15 protein-coding genes and 2 pseudogenes are annotated in these 17,219 nt (G+C 60.1%); 4 read left to right on the top strand and 13 right to left on the bottom strand.

Annotation, left to right across the window (positions count from 1 at the left end; genetic code table 11):
• Positions 1-12 precede the first annotated feature (12 nt).
• Genes AC13QE_RS18250 through AC13QE_RS18270 form a run of 5 tightly spaced genes read right to left on the bottom strand, consistent with a single transcriptional unit; the run spans position 13 to position 3,625 of the window.
• Positions 13-807, bottom strand: coding sequence for an amino acid ABC transporter ATP-binding protein (locus AC13QE_RS18250; protein ID WP_488484738.1), 795 nt, complete (start codon positions 805-807; stop codon positions 13-15).
• A complete protein-coding gene (locus AC13QE_RS18255; protein ID WP_132721208.1) occupies positions 804-1,460 on the bottom strand; it encodes an amino acid ABC transporter permease in 657 nt (218 codons plus the stop codon). Before AC13QE_RS18255 ends, AC13QE_RS18250 begins: the two co-directional genes overlap by 4 nt.
• Positions 1,460-2,173 carry an aspartate/glutamate racemase family protein gene (locus tag AC13QE_RS18260; protein WP_488484739.1) on the bottom strand — a complete coding sequence of 238 codons (714 nt, stop codon included), beginning with the start codon at positions 2,171-2,173 and terminating at the stop codon, positions 1,460-1,462. Before AC13QE_RS18260 ends, AC13QE_RS18255 begins: the two co-directional genes overlap by 1 nt.
• Before the next feature lie 11 nt (positions 2,174-2,184).
• Positions 2,185-3,018: a transporter substrate-binding domain-containing protein gene (locus AC13QE_RS18265; RefSeq protein ID WP_488484740.1), complete on the bottom strand. Its 834-nt coding sequence runs from the start codon at positions 3,016-3,018 to the stop codon at positions 2,185-2,187.
• Positions 3,019-3,046: 28 nt separating this feature from the next.
• Complete coding sequence (locus AC13QE_RS18270) at positions 3,047-3,625, bottom strand: Lrp/AsnC family transcriptional regulator (RefSeq protein WP_488484741.1); 579 nt, start codon at positions 3,623-3,625, stop codon at positions 3,047-3,049.
• Here AC13QE_RS18270 and AC13QE_RS18275 point away from each other — a divergent pair.
• Positions 3,624-4,553, top strand: a complete 930-nt coding sequence (locus tag AC13QE_RS18275) for a LysR substrate-binding domain-containing protein (protein ID WP_488484742.1) — start codon at positions 3,624-3,626, stop codon at positions 4,551-4,553. The two genes, AC13QE_RS18270 and AC13QE_RS18275, sit on opposite strands and share 2 nt — an antisense overlap.
• 127 nt (positions 4,554-4,680) lie before the next feature.
• Here the strand turns inward: AC13QE_RS18275 and AC13QE_RS18280 are convergent, their stop codons facing one another.
• The 3 genes and pseudogenes from AC13QE_RS18280 to AC13QE_RS18290 form a co-directional block, all read right to left on the bottom strand.
• Positions 4,681-5,178, bottom strand: a complete 498-nt coding sequence (locus AC13QE_RS18280; RefSeq protein WP_488484743.1) for an RES family NAD+ phosphorylase — start codon at positions 5,176-5,178, stop codon at positions 4,681-4,683.
• 10 nt (positions 5,179-5,188) lie between these two features.
• On the bottom strand, positions 5,189-5,539 hold the full coding sequence (locus AC13QE_RS18285) for an antitoxin Xre/MbcA/ParS toxin-binding domain-containing protein (RefSeq protein WP_488484744.1): 351 nt from the start codon (positions 5,537-5,539) through the stop codon (positions 5,189-5,191).
• A gap of 234 nt (positions 5,540-5,773) precedes the next feature.
• Positions 5,774-6,001 (bottom strand): annotated as a pseudogene (locus AC13QE_RS18290) (SOS response-associated peptidase); the annotation flags it as partial.
• A gap of 41 nt (positions 6,002-6,042) precedes the next feature.
• On the opposite strand from AC13QE_RS18290, the pseudogene AC13QE_RS18295 reads away from it, so the two are divergent.
• Positions 6,043-6,594, top strand: a pseudogene (locus tag AC13QE_RS18295) (IS6 family transposase); the annotation flags it as partial.
• On the opposite strand, the gene AC13QE_RS18300 reads toward AC13QE_RS18295, so the two are convergent.
• Genes AC13QE_RS18300 through AC13QE_RS18310 form a run of 3 tightly spaced genes read right to left on the bottom strand, consistent with a single transcriptional unit; the run spans position 6,588 to position 10,961 of the window.
• Complete coding sequence (locus AC13QE_RS18300; RefSeq protein WP_132721234.1) at positions 6,588-7,580, bottom strand: RND family efflux transporter; 993 nt, start codon at positions 7,578-7,580, stop codon at positions 6,588-6,590. The pseudogene AC13QE_RS18295 and the gene AC13QE_RS18300 sit on opposite strands and share 7 nt — an antisense overlap.
• Positions 7,570-9,909, bottom strand: a complete 2,340-nt coding sequence (locus AC13QE_RS18305) for an ABC transporter permease (protein ID WP_488484745.1) — start codon at positions 9,907-9,909, stop codon at positions 7,570-7,572. The genes AC13QE_RS18300 and AC13QE_RS18305 overlap by 11 nt, the downstream gene beginning before the upstream one ends.
• Positions 9,909-10,961, bottom strand: coding sequence for an HlyD family secretion protein (locus tag AC13QE_RS18310; RefSeq protein WP_488484746.1), 1,053 nt, complete (start codon positions 10,959-10,961; stop codon positions 9,909-9,911). The genes AC13QE_RS18305 and AC13QE_RS18310 overlap by 1 nt, the downstream gene beginning before the upstream one ends.
• Before the next feature lie 583 nt (positions 10,962-11,544).
• Between AC13QE_RS18310 and AC13QE_RS18315 the strand changes: the two genes are divergently transcribed.
• Positions 11,545-12,276, top strand: a complete 732-nt coding sequence (locus AC13QE_RS18315; protein ID WP_488484747.1) for a response regulator — start codon at positions 11,545-11,547, stop codon at positions 12,274-12,276.
• A complete protein-coding gene (locus AC13QE_RS18320; RefSeq protein ID WP_488484748.1) occupies positions 12,273-13,538 on the top strand; it encodes an ATP-binding protein in 1,266 nt (421 codons plus the stop codon). Before AC13QE_RS18315 ends, AC13QE_RS18320 begins: the two co-directional genes overlap by 4 nt.
• Positions 13,539-13,937: 399 nt before the next feature.
• On the opposite strand, the gene AC13QE_RS18325 is transcribed toward AC13QE_RS18320, so the two are convergent.
• Positions 13,938-15,893, bottom strand: coding sequence for a MacB family efflux pump subunit (locus tag AC13QE_RS18325; RefSeq protein WP_488484749.1), 1,956 nt, complete (start codon positions 15,891-15,893; stop codon positions 13,938-13,940).
• Positions 15,894-15,896: 3 nt separating this feature from the next.
• The gene (locus AC13QE_RS18330; RefSeq protein WP_488484750.1) at positions 15,897-17,216 is read right to left on the bottom strand and encodes an efflux RND transporter periplasmic adaptor subunit; all 1,320 of its coding nucleotides are present in this window, start codon (positions 17,214-17,216) and stop codon (positions 15,897-15,899) included.
• Between the last annotated feature and the right edge of the window lie 3 nt (positions 17,217-17,219).

The following is a 17,219-nucleotide window of genomic DNA, read 5'->3' on the forward strand; positions in this document are numbered from 1 at the left end:
TTCGTCCTGCTCTCAGGAAAGTCCGCCATGGAAATGGCTGAGGAATTCCCGCGTTCTCGTCTCGCGGGGGGTGTTGATGACTTGTCGGGCATCACCCGACTCGACGACGAAGCCGTCCTGCATGAAGATGACCGTGTCGGCGACTTCGCGGGCAAATGCCATCTCATGGGTGACGAGGATCATCGTCATCCCGTGCTCGGCAAGTTGGCGAATGACCGCCAGAACCTCGCTGACCAGTGCAGGGTCGAGGGCAGAGGTGGCCTCATCGAACAGCATGACTTCCGGTTTCATGGCGAGCGCGCGCGCGATCGCCACGCGCTGCTTCTGTCCACCCGAAAGCTGCTCCGGCCGCGCGTCGGCTTTCGCGACCAGGCCGACCTTGGCGAGAAGCTCCATGGCGACGGTCCGGGCGGAACTCCTGTCCTGCTTCAACACGCTCACCGGCCCGACCATCACATTGTCGATGACGCTCATATGCGGGAACAGATTGAAGTTCTGAAACACCATCCCTGTATTGGCACGGAAGGCTGCGAGATCCCGATCGCGCATGGCAACCCGGCTTGCGGAAAAATCCATCCGCCTTCCGCCGATGGTAATGCAGCCCGCATCCGGCAATGACAGCAGATTGAGGCTGCGCAACAGCGTCGACTTTCCCGAACCGCTTGGCCCGATCATCGCCACCACATGACCGCGCGGCACGGAAAGGTTGATGTCCTTCAAGACGTCGAGAGGACCGAAGGATTTCTTCAGGCCCACCACCTCGATCATCGGTTCCGTACCCGCCATCGTCCGGATCTCGCTATTCATGTCCTGCGACCCTCCAGCCAATGCGCCACGCGTGTCATAGGAAACAGGACGGCCAGATAGATGAATGCAATCAAGGTGTAGGTTTCGAGCGGCCGGTAGGTGGCTGATGTCACGAGCTGACCTTGATAGAGCAGGTCAGGCACGGCGAGCACGGACAGAAGCGAGGTGTTCTTGAGCTGCAGGACGGACTGATTGACCAGCGGCGGCACCATGCGGCGCAGCGCCTGCGGCAAGATGATCTTGGCCATCAACTGACCTCGTCGCATGCCGATCGCTCGACCTGCATCCCATTGCCCAGTATCGATCGAGACGATGCCACCCCTAATGATCTCGGCATAGAACGCGGCGCCGTACATGGTAAGCGTGATGAAGGCTGCCATCGCTGGCGAGATCTGGATTCCGACCAGCATGGGCAGGGCATAGTAACACCAGACCAGCTGCACGAGGACAGGCGTACAGCGGAACAGTTCCACGATCGTCATGATCGGAACGGTGACGATTTTCAAACCCGAAAGTCGGGCAAGAGCAAAGACCGTGCCGACGACAATTCCGGAGACGATGGTCAGAATGGTAAAGCCGACCGTGTAGCCCAAGCCTTGAAGAAACAGGCCGCGATACTGCCAAAGGCCGGAGAAGTCCCATTGATATTGCATCACAGCGCGCTTTGTTCGGCCCGGCGGAAGGTCCGGGGAGAGGTTGAGGTGAAAAGCCACTCGCCAAGCGTCAGGATGTCGAAGACGGGGAGATCGAGGGCAGCCGAAATCGCCTGGGCAAAGGGCGGCATGTTGGTGCATTCCAGCACGATGGCGCCGACGGATGGATGCTCGGCGACAAGCCTTCGGGCTGCATCGATCACCTCCGCCTCCAAAGCCGCATAATCATATGCTGCCGAGCCTTCGACGAGTGCGTGAAATGCCCCACCGGCAGGCACGCCGCGCACGGGAACGGACGGATCGGCCCCGCAGGCTTCAAACACTTGTGGACCGAGACTGGCTGCATCATAGGTTATCACGCCGGGGCGCAGGCCCGCGCCGAGCGCCATTTCGACCATGGACAGCTGCATCAGGCTGGAGGCGGCGACCGGCACGCCCAGCGCCTCGGCCAGTTTTCGTTGGTGTCGCGCCATGAAGCCGCAAGACGTGATGATCGCGCTGCAGCCCTCCGAGATCAGCTCTCGTCCCGCGGCGACGAAATCTTCGACGAGACCCTCGCCGTCTGCGCGGACGACGAGAGAAACGGAGGCGCCGCGCACCCGGCGGAACTTGACCGGAAAGCGCCATGACGCAGAATGGCCGACATCGCCGGGCGGACGTTCGAACGTCGTATCCAGCATGATGATGCCCAACGCACCCGAAGAGACGGACATGGTCGTGCCTGTCAGAAGGTCAGGTTTGCAGGCAGCGCGGCCTTGTCGACACCCACGAGCGCCAAGCTTTCGACAATCCAGCTCGAGACTTTGCCTTGCCCACGGCGCTCCGCAAGCCAGGCATCGACATAGTCGCGGAATTCGCCATTCGGATCACGGCGCACACCGATCGTAGTCGGCTGGCTTCCATGGGGATCCGGAATGATGAGTTTGACGTTTGGAGCGAGGTGTTTCGTCGTCACCACGGCAAGGAGCGCCACCTGGATGATGGCGTCGGCACGACCCGACTGAAGCGCCAGAATGGTCTCATCGGCAGATTTGAGCGCGACCAGCGTGCAGTTCGGCAGGTTCTTGCGGGCGAAATTGTCCTGCGTCGAGCCGAGGTCGACGGCCACCCGCATCTCCGGCTTGTTCATTTCCTCCCACTTCGTTACCTCCAGACCCTTGCGAGCAACGAGTGTGAAGGTATTGTCCATCAGCGCCTTGGTGAAGTCGACAACCTTGGCGCGCTCCGGACTGTTGCTCAGCCCGAACATGATGTCGATCTTGTTGCTCTGCAGATCGATCACCGAGTTGCCCCAGGTCGTCTCGACCAGTTCCAGCTTGACGCCGATATATTGCGCGAGGTCGTGTCCCATCGCGACGCAGAAACCTTCCCATTCTCCGGTTGCGAGATTCTTGTGATAATAAGGCTCGGTGCCTGCAAACACGCCGATCCGCAGCGCGCCACGCGCCCGGATCGCTTCGAGCGTCGGACCTTCGGTCGCTGCAAGAAGCGCGGAGGATGGAAGTAGCGCAGCAGCGCCTGTGAGCAGCACTGCCCTTCCGAAGTCACGTCTGTTCATGGTCATATCCCAGTTGATTGCTCGTTCCCTATTGCGCCTTACGGGCGATCAATGCGTTTTCGCGATTGATTTTGTTGGAAAGCACGACGGAATAGGTCACGCTTTCGATTTCTTCGATCCGGGCAAGCTCTTCGATGAGTGCTTCCAGATCTTCCAAAAAATTGACGTTCACGCGACAGAGAATGTTGGCCGGGCCGCTGATCGCGTCGGCGGTCAGGATCTCGGGATAGCCGCGCAATACTGCAAACAGCCTCTGCGTCGCGCGCAGGGCGGTGGTAATGAAGATATAGGCTGAAACGCTTTGATCAATCTCGCGACGGCCGACGATGGCACGATAGCCAAGGATGACGCCACGGCGTTCCAGCCGCTCGATACGCTCTTGGACACTTGAGCGCGCCAGCCCGACACGTCGCGCCAATTCACTGGCCGTTACGCGTGCGTTTTCCTCCAGCATGCTGAGCAGATTGCGGTCAATGCTGTCGCCGTAGTCCATGTCGTTCCCACTTTCTTTTGTGGAAAGACTGGAGCCAAATTTCCCCGAAGAAAAGCATTGAAAAATGGGTTCTTCATGACTTTTATTCATGCTGATCAACAGGAGCTTCGTCATGCGCCGTTTTCTGCCGTCCTTGAGCGCCCTGCATGCATTCGATGCCTCCGTGCGTCATCTGAGCTTTACCAAGGCTGCCGAGGACATGGGGATCACGCAAAGCGGCATCAGTCGGCAGATAAAAAACCTTGAGGATTTTCTTGGTCTTACCCTGTTCGAGCGAGCCGGCCCGAAACTGATCCTGACGGAAGAAGGCGCGCGTTATTATGATGAGATTTCGCGCCTCCTCGATAAGCTGGAAGATGTCTCCATCGATGCCGTCCGCGGTCGAAAGGCGCAGAGTATGCTGAAAATCGGCTTTCCGCCGACATTGATGCGGCGCTGGGGCGCGGCGATGCTGACTGCCTTTGCAACCGCGCATCCTCAAACATGGTTCGAGGTCTATCCCTGCCGCCACGACCTCGATTTCGCGGCATCTGAGCTGGATCTTGCGTTTGTGCGCGGTACAGGCAATTGGAGCGGCGCGCGCAGCCAGTTGCTCTTTGAGGAGGAGTTGATCGTGGTTGGCGCGCCGAAACTGGTGCCGTTGCAAGGCTTGCCAAGCGATGAGGCCCTGCTGGAATATCCGCTGATTCAGAATTCCAGTCGCCCGAGCTTGTGGCTGCATTGGCTGCGAGGGGCGGGTGTGCACTACAAGAGCCGTATTTACGGTCCGCGCTTGCCCAACTTCGATATGATCCTCGAATGCGCCATTGGCGGCATGGGGCTGGCAGTCGTTCCCGAGCCCCATGTGCGCACCGAACTGGCCACGGGGATTCTGAAGCCCGCTCTAAACAGGCTTCAGACGTCCGGCGAGGGTTTTTATCTCTGTTTCCCGCAGGCACGGATGAACTCGGCTAATGTGCGAATCTTCCGCGATTGGTTCGCCACCGAATTCACCCGCCGGCGGCAATTTTTGCCCCCGGCTTTTCCTTTAGATCAAAAATAGGCCTTCTCCACCGGCTGCAGTTCGAGAGGGTCTTCTCCCCGTTTCAATAGCCAGGAATAGACCGGCTGGTCGCGTGGTCATCTGCGGCGGGTTTTTCCGCGGCGAGATAGATGGTGTGTTGCGCAGATTATTGTGACAGTCGGTGTTCGTCGTCGATCAGGATCAGGCGGCTAGGTGGTGTGCTGCCCCACGCCCAGAGGACGAGATTGAACTCGTCGTTCGTTGCAGCAGGTGCGAAGCTCTTCACGAGCAGCCCGCAACAGCCGTCGGCAGCAAGCTGGCGCGCGAAGGCTTGTGTTTTCGCCTCACCCGAAACCTTCATCTGGTCACGCCAGGTTGGATCGGCGAGTGCCTTCGCATCCATGCCCTGCGCCCGAAGGGCCGCGTCGTCTCGGCAGTCGAACACATATTCGATATCGGCATCATAGGAAACCAGAGTCGTCGGTTGCAGATTTCCGACCTGATTGGCTTCCTTGAGCGCCGTCATGATTGTCAGCGACGTATAGAGGGCCGGCACGCCTTTCGGGTTGAAGCGACCGCCATAGAGTTCCGCGCCGCGTCCCGACAAAGGCTCGCGGGCGTAGATCGGGTTGAGCGCCCGGTAGAGCTTTCCCTGATACTGCATCGGCGGGGGGTTATGCGTGAATGCCGGCGTCGACCGCGTCGATATAGTCGAGCACCTCGTCGGCGCGACCGTTGCGGACCAGTTGCATCGCCGTCTGACCGGAGAAGCCAGACAGCGGCTCGGAGCGATACCAGGCGTAGGCCATCAGCGCCGAGCCGAAGCGCGGTTCGACCTTATTGACGATCTCAATCAGCTCGCGCAGGCGTCGCTGCGTTCTGTCGGAGCGAATACGATCCTTACGTTGGATCGCGTCTTTTCCAAGCCCGGCGGTGCGCGCGATCTCTTCGCTGGTCGTGCGAAATGCATCCGCGATCTTGCGTGGTGCGAACAGCCCATCGTCTGCATATTGGGCGATGCCCATGATCCGCCTCCATCTTCAGAGTGCCATTAATATAGACGCTATATAGCGTCAATAATGGCGGCATTCAACGCCTTTGGAAAAATGAGGGAGGAACTCCTCTCGCAGATCGGTGGAATTGTCACTGAATTACCGCTGCGACAATCGCTCGCAGCATGTGTTCCGTTTCGTCTCTGGGGCAGATCCGCCTCTTCGTATACTGGGGACGGTTGGGTCTCAATGCATGTTCAATCCTGACTAGATGAAGCTTCCTTGCTCTATCAGGCCCCTGCGTTCGAGACGATCGATGATCCGTACGGTTCCCGCGACGAAATTATCAGAGCATCGTTCGGAAGCGGTCGGGCAAGCGCCTTTGCCTCGTTCGTCCCAAGGCGCCTACATCCAGATGTCGGTCTCCTCCTTCGTCAGCAACAGGACCAGCATGGCCTTGTCGTGGATCGGCTTGACGAGATGGTTGGGCACCGTAAAGTTAATCTGTCGGCGATTGGCCTGTGCGATCCTTCGACATGACTCAATTCGCTCATGATCGCCTTTACCGCCGCCATCGATTTCCAGCTGAAGTGATTGCGCATGCCGTGTGGCTCTATCTTCGTTTTCCGCTCGGTCAGCGCATGGTCGAGGTCCTGCTGGCGGCGCGTGGGATCCTCGTTTCGCACCAGACCATGTGTCTGTGGGCGGAGAAATTCGGTCGGCATTTCGCCAATGATATCCGGAGGCGATCCGCCGGCAGGCTCGGCGACAAATGGTACCTCGATGAGGTCGCCATCTCTATTGGCGGCAAGAAACACTGGCTTTGGCGCGCCGTCGATCAGGACGGTTTTGTTCTCGACGTGCTGGTGCGGAGCTGCCGTAATACCAAGGCCGCCAAACGTCTGATGCGAAAGTTTATGAAAGGACAGGAGCACTCGCCCCGCGTCATGATCACCGACAAATTGCGATCCTACGGCGCAGCAAAGCGCGACATCATGCCCGGCGTCGAGCATCGTTCGCACAAAGGCCTGAACAACCGGGCGGAGAATTTGATCACGATCGTTCGGCCTAGCAAGGCGGTTTACCGCGGGAGCCGGACAGTCATGCCGGGCTCCAGGCCACTGTCGCCACCGGTGGGATCGAGCCGTAGCCAGAAACTGTTGAGATCGTGATCCCCGACCGCTCGGGCTGCCCGCCAGGTGGCAAATTCGCCAAGCGGCCGGAGTTCGGTGACGCGGGCTTCGATGGTGCCGTTGCTCGTCTTCAGGGCGACGGTTTTGCCGATTGTCAGATCCTTCAAGGCATCTTCGCGTAACGTGAAGGCAAACCATCTTTGGCCCGCCGGCTCGATCGTCATCACGGGTGCGCCGGGGGACAGAGCTTCTCCAAGTTCGGCGACCTGAATGACAACGGTGGCATCGGCCGGCGCCGTCAGCTGCGTCTTCTCGAAGGCAATCTGTGCCTCATTGACCGCTGCCTGAGCCGCCGCCACCCGGGCGTCGGCAAGCGCGAGCTCCTCCTTCGTCGGGCCGGCGCGTGCGGCGGTCAATTGGGCGCGTTTGAGGTCGAGATCAGCCTGCGCCTTTTGAAGTTCCGCCGCGGTCTCATCGAGTACCTGGCGGCTGCCGGAGCCCTTCGCAACAAGCGCGGCTGCGCGCGTGTTCTGTTGTTGAGCAAGCAGGAGGTTTGCCTCGGCTGTCTTCACCGATTGCTCGGCGATGGCCACTTCTTCCGAGCGAACGCCGGCATAGATGTGGTCGCGGTTCGCCTTGGCGCTGGCGGCGGCTGCCTTGGCTTCTCCCAGCGCCGCGGCCAGTTCCGGGCTATCCACCGTCGCCAGCAAGTCGCCTCGCTTGATATGCTGACCCGGCAGGACGGCAACGCTGAGCAGGCGGCCGCCGACCTCAGGCGCGATGCGGATCTCGGTACGCTGGACCATGCCGGGCGCTGCATTGTCGGTTGCGCCAGAGTCGCCGGAGAAGGTGGCCGCCCCGCTGCCAAGCGCCGCCACGACAAGCGATGCCATCAGCAGAGGCGTGCGGAAGACGGGTCGACGAAACATCCTAGCTTTCATTCTTGCCTCCTTCGTGCCTCGTTGCCCACCACGCAGAGGCCATGGCGAACGTCGCGTAAACGATCGCCAGCGCCCAGAGAGCCAGCCAATTGCTGCGCACGTCTGTCAGCGACGCGCCCATCTGGTTGACGCGCACCAGGCCGTCGATCGCGGAAGTGCTTGGCAGCACTTGGCTCGCGATGCGGATCGACCGTGGGATTGCCTCGAGCGGCCAGGCCACGCCCACCTGGAAAAACAACGGCAGGCTGATGGCGATGAAGAGCAGCACCGCCGTCTCACGTCGAGTGAACCACGATCCGACGAATTGCCCTAGGAAGCTCACCGCAAGGATGAAGGGGACGGCGAGCGCCAGCATGTCCAGAAGCCCCCCGTTTGTCGAAAACCCGTAAATGCGCGGCAGTATAATAAGGTAGAGCGCGAAACCGGGCAGCACGAGCAGGAGATGCGCGAGCGCCTGACCGAACACTGCCGCGGGTCGGCCGCGAGCGTGCCGGGACGCTCTTCCTCCCTGTTCGAAGGCAACGCCGCCGAGCGTGGCCGAGCCCATCAGCAAGGTCTGCTGCAGGATCAGGACGAAGGCAGCCGGCACGACGTAGCTGGCATAGCCGCCAGTGGGGTTGAACAGCGGTTGATTGAGGATTTCGACCGGCGAGTTCCTGACGAGAGCGGCCCGAAACAGGCTCCCATCGTCCCTCGCGCTGCCGGCCGCGACGTCCGCCGACACGGTCGCCGCTGCCTCCGTTATACCCTGTAGTGTGCGATTGTAGAGCAGGAAGTAGGCGGAATCGACATAGATTGGCAGCCGGGCTCCCGCGCCTTTCAAAACCTCCCGCTCCGTGCCCTCCGGGATCCCGACGATGCCGAACACTTCGCGCCGGGCGAGTGCGGCCTGAGCGGCCTCCAGCGTATTCGGACGAGCCGCCACTTGCGTCGCCTCGTCGGCGTCGATCATTTGGATGAGAGATCGGCTTAGGTTCGTCGTGTCGTCGTCGACGACTGCCACGGGGATTTTGCGGACCAGTTGTCCGAGATAGGGCTGGGGATAGAATACGCCGTAGATGATCGGCGCCAGCACGATAAGGCCGAAGACGGCGCTATCGCCAAGGACGCGCTTATATTCGGCCGCGAACGCTCCTACGACGCCGGGACGCGCGATGGGCTGTGTCGCGGCCGCCTCCGGATGACGGACGGGAGCGCGCGCAATGACGTTCAGCCGCAGCCAGGACAGCGCGAAATAGACGGTAGCGAGGGCGGCAAGCGCCATGAACGGACGCACGGAATCGTAGGCGGGCACGCCGCGGGCGGCCTGATCGAACAGGATCTGGATATACCAGCGAAGCGGCAGCATATCGCCCCAGACCCGCGCAAAACCGCCCATCGCAAGAACCGGGAAGCCAACGCCGGCAAAGCCGAATGCGGGTGAGCAGATGATGCCGGTCAACGACAGGCCGAGCGGGAGGTTTCTGACGAGCAACTGGAGCAGCGCCCCGAGCGACAGATAAGCGATGACGAGGAGAAGGGCAGAGGCGCCCATCAGGACGACATCGCCACGAAAGGGGATCTGATTGAGGCCGTGGATGATGCCGAGTCCCACGACCATCATTAGGACAAAGATCCCAAAATAGGGTGCGAGCTTGCCGACCAGCGCGGTGAGGGGATTGCCGCCCGCAGCATCCAGCCACGCCTGCACGCTGCGCGATCCGAATTCGGAACCGACGGCATAGCCGCCCGCGATCGCCGTCAATACATGCAGCACCGTCGGCAGGATGGCGCGCAGCAAAAACTGCACATAGTTGAGCGCCGGATTGGTCAGCACATATTGCTCGGTGATGAGTGGCCCAGGACGGTATCCGCCTCCGCCCGCTTGTTTCGGCAGTGCTGCTGCGGCCGCCGCGATCGACGCCTGCAATCCGCCCGATGCGATATTGCCCGGCGAGAAATACTGCTTGTTATAGAAGATCACGATCTGCGGGCGTTTAGCCGCGTAAATATCGCGTTCGAAGTTCTCCGGAATATAGACTGCCGCGATCGCGGCACCCGAGCGGATCGAGTGCATGGCGCCGTCAAGATCGGAGGACCGGTGCGCCACCGCGACGGACGGCGCAGCATCGATGGATTGGATGAAGCGCAGCGACGTGTCGGAATGGTCCATGTCGACCACATCGACGCTGAGATTTCGGACCACCGCATTGCTGAACGTTGTGGTCAGGATGGAAAAGGCGATCAGGGGAACGGCGAGCACAAGCAGCAGCGCCACCCGGTCGCGTCGGATCCACGTCACCTCGCGCGAGACAACTGCAAGCAGACCCGGGGTTGCGTGCTGAGACATCAGCGTACACTGCTCCATTGCAGATAGGCACTCATGCCGGGACGAAGTTCTGGGATTTTATCGGTCGGATAGGCCCGCACTTCGAAGGTGCGGAGGTCGAAATCGCCGGTCGCACGCGTCGCACGCCAGCCGGAATACTCGCCGCGGGTCGCGATGGTCCTGATCTCGACCGACACCAGCCGATCGCCGAGGGCGGGGATGCGGACATCAAGCTTGTCGCCCACCTTCAGGCCCTTCACGAGATCTTCGCGCAGATCGAAGCTTAGCCAGACATCGCTGAGGTCCACCAACGAGAGAAGGGGCACCCCGGGCGATACGAATTCGCCGATTTCGCCGCCCACCTGGTAGACCTGCGATCCGACGGGCGCCGTCACCGTCATCTCGTTGACCTGAGTATTAAGGGTGGCAACCGCCGCTGCGGCCTTGCCCACTTCGGCTTGGGCGACGCCACGTTCTTCCTTGGTATAGCCCGCAACAGCCTCGTCATAGGCAAGCTTGGCTTGTTCGAGGCCGCGTCTTGCCACATCGAGCGACGCCGTTGCCTCATTCAACGTCTGCATGGAGGCGACGCCTTTGGTGGTCAGTTCGTTCGTACGGTTGTAAGTCTGCTGGGCGAGTACCAGATTGGCCTCCGCCGCGGCGATTGCCGCCTTGCGCTGCGCGACGACTTCCTGGCGGATGCCGGCGTCTATACGGGCGAGCTCGGCTATGGCGACTGCTTTCGCCGCTTCAGCCTGTTTCAGCTTGCTGATGATTTGAGGATTGTCGATCTTCACCAGCACTTGGCCGGCGGCAACGTTCTGACCGCGATCCACCGGTCGCTCACCAATGCGACCTTCGACACGGGCAGCGATGTCGATGCGCGTGGCATTCGCTTCTCCCTGCACCAGCAAGGGCTGAGGCTGAACGAGGTACCATAGCGATAAGCCGACGATTGCCGCTACGGTCACGGTGACGATGAGGACGGCAGCGCGAGACGAACCGGTCGGTGGTGGCAATGTTTTTTTTGCCTCGTACTTCTGATCCCCCGGCGATTGCATCAGCTCGTTCATTACGACGTCCTCCGCTGACCAAGTGCAGTCTATTTTACACTCTACTAGTCTGGGCTTGCTCCGTGAAGCAGTTTCACCTGAGGCTGCTGCCCGTTTATTCACGGATACCGAGTAATAGCGAAAATCGGGACAAAACAGGTCACTACAGTGGGTAGGCGAGCGCGGGGCGAGAGAGAGACCAATTACCGTTTGCGCATGCAACGGCGCCGCATTGGCAACAACTCGCCTTAACCCAGCGTACGAGGAGTGCCATCAGGGCCGGTTAAATCATTGTGCGATAGAATGGATCACCAAAATTGCCGGAACGATGATGCCGGGCAACTACTCAATGTGTAATCGATCTTCGCCACACTTCGGGAGACGTACCCACGGCTGTGGCAAAGACGCGGGACAAATGTTCGGAATTGGCGAACCGGCATTCCAGTCGCTGCCGCGAACGTTATTTTGTTGCTCAATATTTCCACCTCCAAGAATTTTGTAAACCAACGTTTCCTGTGCGGAAAATTCCGTATTGGCGCCGCAAAGCCCTTCTTTTCAGGGAATTGATAGTTTGTATAAGGTTTGAGAAAACGGAATTAAGCCCATGAACGCGAACTCTACGCCAGATATTCTGATCGTCGATGATGACCATGAGATACGTTCGCTCCTGAGCCGGTATCTCGGGGAGCAGGGGTTCCGTGTGGCGGCGGCGAGCGACCTTCGCGGATGCAACGACGCGATGAACCGCCGCCGGCCTGACCTGCTCGTGCTGGATGTCATGCTTCCCGATGGATCCGGCCTCGATCTCTGCCGTGATTTGCGAAACCGCCGTCCAAGGGTTCCCGTCATCCTGCTGACCGCCCTGAAGGAGGACATAGATCGTATCCTCGGTCTTGAGATCGGTGCCGATGATTATCTCGGCAAACCGTTCAATCCGCGTGAGCTGGCTGCGCGCATCCGCGCCGTATTGCGCCGCATGAACGAGGATTCGTCGGCGGAGCCCGAGCAAAGGCGCTATCAGTTCGCGGATATGGTGCTTGATCCGCAACTTCGTCGGGTGAGCCGGGATAACGGCGAGGTCATTGCGCTGACGGGTGCGGAATTCGATCTTCTCAAGGCGTTTCTCGAGCGCGCCGGCCGGCTGCTGTCGCGCGATCAGCTGCTCGACTTGACGCAGGGACGTGATCGCGACCCTGCCGATCGCTCGATCGATGTCCTGATGAGCCGGCTGCGTCGCAAGCTCGGGGAAACGACGGAAGATCCCATTTTCAGAACGATCCGCAACGGCGGCTATCAGCTCGTCGTCCCGGTGACGGCCATCAAAGGCGATTCATGAGGTCACTTGGCGCGCGCCTGGCACTACTCCTGCTGACAGCCATCGTCCTGGTCGTCATTTCGTCATCTTTCGTGGCAAGCCTTGTCATGCAAGGGCCGCGACCAGACATGATGATCGATGGGACGGCCCGGCAGCTTGCCGTTCTCGCGACCTTCGCGGAGAAGGATCGCGCCATGGCGGAATCGGCAGGGCTGATCATTGCTCCCATGCCAGCCGGCGACCCGACTGACGAAGAGCTCTCTCACCTTCTCGCCGAGGCGCTGCTTCGCATTTCCGGCATGCGGGAGGCAATCATATCGCACCGGTCGACGGGCGCGTTGATCGCGTCATTGAAGCTCTCCGACGGCAACTGGCTGGTCATGCCGATGGCGCCGCATGGCCCGCCTCCGGACGGCTGGAAGATTCTTGTGGGCTGGCTCGGCCTCATCATCATCGGCAGCGTGCTCGTTTCCATCTTTGCCGCTTCCAAGATCATGAAGCCGCTGCGTCTGTTGGAACAGGCGGTGGTGGCAGTCAATCCCGACGGCACGCTGCCGCACATACCCGTGAGCGGCCCGGGCGAAATTCGTGCCACTGCGCAAGCGCTCAACAGCCTCTCGGCGAGAGTGAAGGCTGCCACGGAAAGCCGGATGCGGCTTGTCGCCGCCGCTGGACATGATCTGCGAACGCCGATGACCCGAATGCGGTTGCGTGCCGAGTTCATCCGAGACGAGGAAGAGCGGCGCAAATGGCTTGCCGATCTGGAGGAGCTGGACAGGATCGCCGATAGCGCCATCGGCCTCGTTCGCGAAGAGATTTCCCAGGACAGCCTGGAGCAGGTCCGGCTCGACAGAGTCGTCGAAGGTATCGTCACAGAACTTAAGGCGATCGACATGATCGTCAAGAGCGGCGATTTGGAGGAGGCGACAATCTGCGCGGGGCCGCTGGCGATTACACGCGCGTTGCGCAACCTGCTCATCAATGCCGCAACACATGGCCAGTCGGCGACGGTGACGGTCACGCATCTTGGCAACCGGGCCGTCGTGAGGATTATCGATACCGGTCCCGGCATCCCCGAGGATCGATTGGATCAGGTGTTCGAACCCTTTTTCCGAATCGATATCGCAAGGCAAAGATCCTTCCCCGGCGCTGGCCTCGGCATGGCTATCGCGCACGAAATCGTCACCCGATTCGAAGGCGAAATCACCGTGCGAAACCGCCAGCCGCGGGGGCTGGAGCAAGTCGTGTCATTCAAGAGCGCCGAAGCGAAGGCCGCAGGCTGATCAAGCAGAAAAGACCGAACGGATCAGAGGTATGCAAATTCGGCCACGCTCCAGGCTAGCGGTTGGGTAAGGACCCGACTTTGCCTCAAAACAGGATTTACTTGCGTAGGAATTTCGAAAATTCTATGAACGACAGTATTTGCAGTAAGCTCATAGAACTTACCAAATAATTTTTTCCCGATAGAAAAGCCGAGACACCAAAATTCGCCAAAATGCCCTGTTTCAGCAACATTCCGAAATGTTCTGAGCGCCAACTAATGTAAAATTGTTGCCGATCATCAGCTTTGCTCGAGCAGGCTTTGATCGCCCCGCATACCCGGCTTCGCCATGACGCCCCCAACACGAATGGCGAAGCCGGATTTCTTTCCGGCAACGCCACCGAAATTTTATCCAGGACAATCAGTCTCTTGAGAGTGCCGTCACGGGATCGAGCAGGGAAGCGTTGCGCGCCGGCAGGTAGCCGAACGTAAGGCCGATGGCGCAGGAGCAGGTGAAGGCGAGGATGATTGAACCCGCTGAATAGACCAAAGTAAAATTGGATCCGAAATAATTGAACGCGGCACCGAAGCCAAGTGCCGTTGCAATGCCGAAAGCGCCGCCGAGCAGACAAACCAGCACGGCTTCAATGAGAAATTGCTGCAGGATGTCCTGGCGTCTTGCGCCGACTGCCATGCGCACGCCGATTTCGGCAACGCGTTCGGATACCGAGACGAGCATGATGTTCATGACGCCGATACCGCCGACCAGCAGCGAGATGACGGCGATGGACGAGATAAGCAGAGTCATCGTCCGAATGGTGCTCGTGATCGTCTGACGGATATCGTCGGTGTTGAGGATGAAGAAATCCCTGGTGCCATGTCGACGTTCCAGAAATTGCGTCACAGCCGCCTCGGCCGTCGCGCTATCGGCGTCATCAGCAACGCGTACGGTGACGCTGCGCAACGACATGTCGCCGAGGAAGCGAGTTTGTACGCCGGTATAAGGAAGGTAGACCGAAAGATTGTCGCTGGAGCCGAAGCCTCCCTGCTGCGCGGCGATAACACCGATGACGCGCACGGGGACCTTGCCAACGAAGATCGTCTGCCCGATCGGGCTGAGGCTTTTGTCCGCAAACAGCGACGTCGCTGTATTCTGATCGATTACCGCATCCTGCGTCATTCCTCGGACTCCGTCGGAATCAAACAGCCGGCCCGCGACCAGTTTCGATCCTTTCACCGAAAAATAAGCGTCGCCGACGCCGTTGATCAAAGCATTTGCCTCCGTCGCACCGAAGCGCACTGTATTGCTGGTAGAAACGGTCGGTGTTACGGCGGCGACATAGGTGAGCTTTGCCAGTGCATCGGCATCGGCAACCACCAAAGTCTTTATACGTCCGGACCGGGTATCGCCGAAGCTCTTGCCGGGAAAGATCTCCAGCGTGTTCGTGCCGAGGCTGTTGATATTTGCCAGGACCTTTCGCTGCGATCCCTCGCCGAGCGCTATGACGCTGACGACCGAAGCAATGCCGATAATAATTCCAAGCATGGTCAGGAAGGTACGCAGCCGATGTGCTTGCAGGGCAAGCATCGCCATCCGGAACGCTTCGAGTAGCCGACCCGTCATTTCACCCCAGCCCGGCTTGTCGGCGTGGGTCTCGGCAAGGGAGGCTTGGGGTTCCGCCGTGTCGTTTCGCGTCCGTCGGTCGGCGACTATGCGGCCGTCGGAAATTTCGATGATGCGGTCAGCGCGCGAAGCGACATTCATGTCGTGAGTGACGATGACGACCGTACGCCCCTCGGCATGCAGTTCGCCGAGAATGCGGAGCACCTCTTCACCGCTCTGCCGGTCGAGCGCACCGGTCGGCTCGTCGGCAAGAATGACATTGCCATTATTCATTAAGGCGCGCGCAATTGAGACGCGCTGCTGCTGGCCACCGGAAAGCTGACCCGGCCGATGGTTGCCGCGCTCGCGCATGCCGAGACGTTCAAGCAGCGCGATAGCACGTTCACGTCTCGTCTCGCCCGGCCGCCCGGCATAGATCGCCGGTACCTCAATGTTGCCGATTGCCGTCAATTCCGAAAGCAGATGGTAGCGCTGGAAGATGAAACCGAAATGTTCTCGCCGCAGCCGGGACAGGGCGTCGCTGTCGAGGCTATGCGTATGCACGCCAGCGATCGCGTAGGTGCCGTCGGTGGGGCGATCGAGCAGGCCGATGATGTTCATCAGGGTCGATTTTCCGGAGCCGGAAGGCCCGACGATGGCAACCATCTCGCCTTCGGTTATCGCCAGATCGACATCCTGTAACACCGCGATAGTGCGATCACCAGACTGGTATTCGCGCCGCACGCGCCGCAATTCGATGATGGGGGAGGGCACGACTTAGAATCCCATGGGCGGCGGCGGGCCGCCATTGTTGCTGCTGCTCGGCGTCGTCCTGGCGCTCACCTCGCCGATAACGACATTCTCACCCTCCGATAGGCCGGACCGGATCTCGGCGGAGACATTGTTGTTGAGGCCGACGGTGACCTTGCGCTGGTTTCGCTTACCATCGTCGCCCAGCGTCTGAACGACATAGGAACCGTCCGCCGACCTGACGCCCAATGCGGAGGAGGGGATGGTGAGCACATTCTTAGCCTCGCCGAGGACGACGTGAACTTCGGCCGACATGTAGGTTCGGAAATAATTCTCGCGGTTGGGCACGGCGAAGACGCCGTTGTAGTAGATTGCCGAGGATGACGACGACGATGTCGTGCTGCTGCTGGAAGACGAAGTGGTGGTCGAGGAGGTGACGCTGCTGTCACTGGTGATCGATTCCGGTGCCGGTTCGATCGATTGCAGCGTGGCGTCATGGCGCGTGCCGGGATCACCCATAATGGTGAAATAGAGAGGCTGCCCGGCCTTGACCTTGATGACATCGGCTTCCGATATTTCAGTGCGAACGATCATCGTATCGAGCTGCCCCAGAATGATGATGGTCGGCGCCGATTGCGCCGCATTGACCGTCTGGCCCTGCTGGTTGACGATGGCAAGCACGGTGCCGTCCATCGGCGCCGTGATGCGCGTATAGGAAAGATTGGCGCGCGCCGTTTCGACCGCAACTTCGGCCGAGGTGATCTGCGCGTCGAGAGCCGCGATCTGGGCGGTGATCTTCTTGACGCTCGCTTCCGCGCTATCAAGGTCGGCCTTGGAGCCTGCCTGACTGCGGAATACCGTCTGCTGGCGGACGAGCGTGAGCTGTGCGTTCGCAAAATCGGCCTCGCTTTCCTGACGCTGTGCCTTGACGTTTGCGAGGGAGGCCTGCGCGGTCTTCAGGTCGTTGCTTTGCGTGGTCGAGTCGATTTCGGCAACCAGCGCATCCTTCTTCACCGTATCGCCGAGCTTGACGTGAAGCGCGGTAATCCGCCCGGAGACCTGTGCACCGACGGCAACCAGTTTGGTCGGCTTGAATGTGCCGGAGGCGAGGACCGCCTCCTCGACATTGCCGCGCGTCACCGGCGCGGTGATGGCGGATGATGTCTGCCGGTCGAAGTAGCCATGCCAGAAGAGGACGCCGCCCATGATCGCAAGTCCGAGCACGCCTGCGAGCGCTGGACGTGCCGGCTTGATGCGCCGGCGTGACGGAGACTTTGTCGGTGCTAGATTTTCGGCGCGCTTCGGATTGATGGTCGCTGGCGCTTCGCGATCTAAGATGTTCAGCATGGG

The sequence above is a fragment of the Martinezella sp. CNPSo 3957 genome (assembly GCF_057784395.1).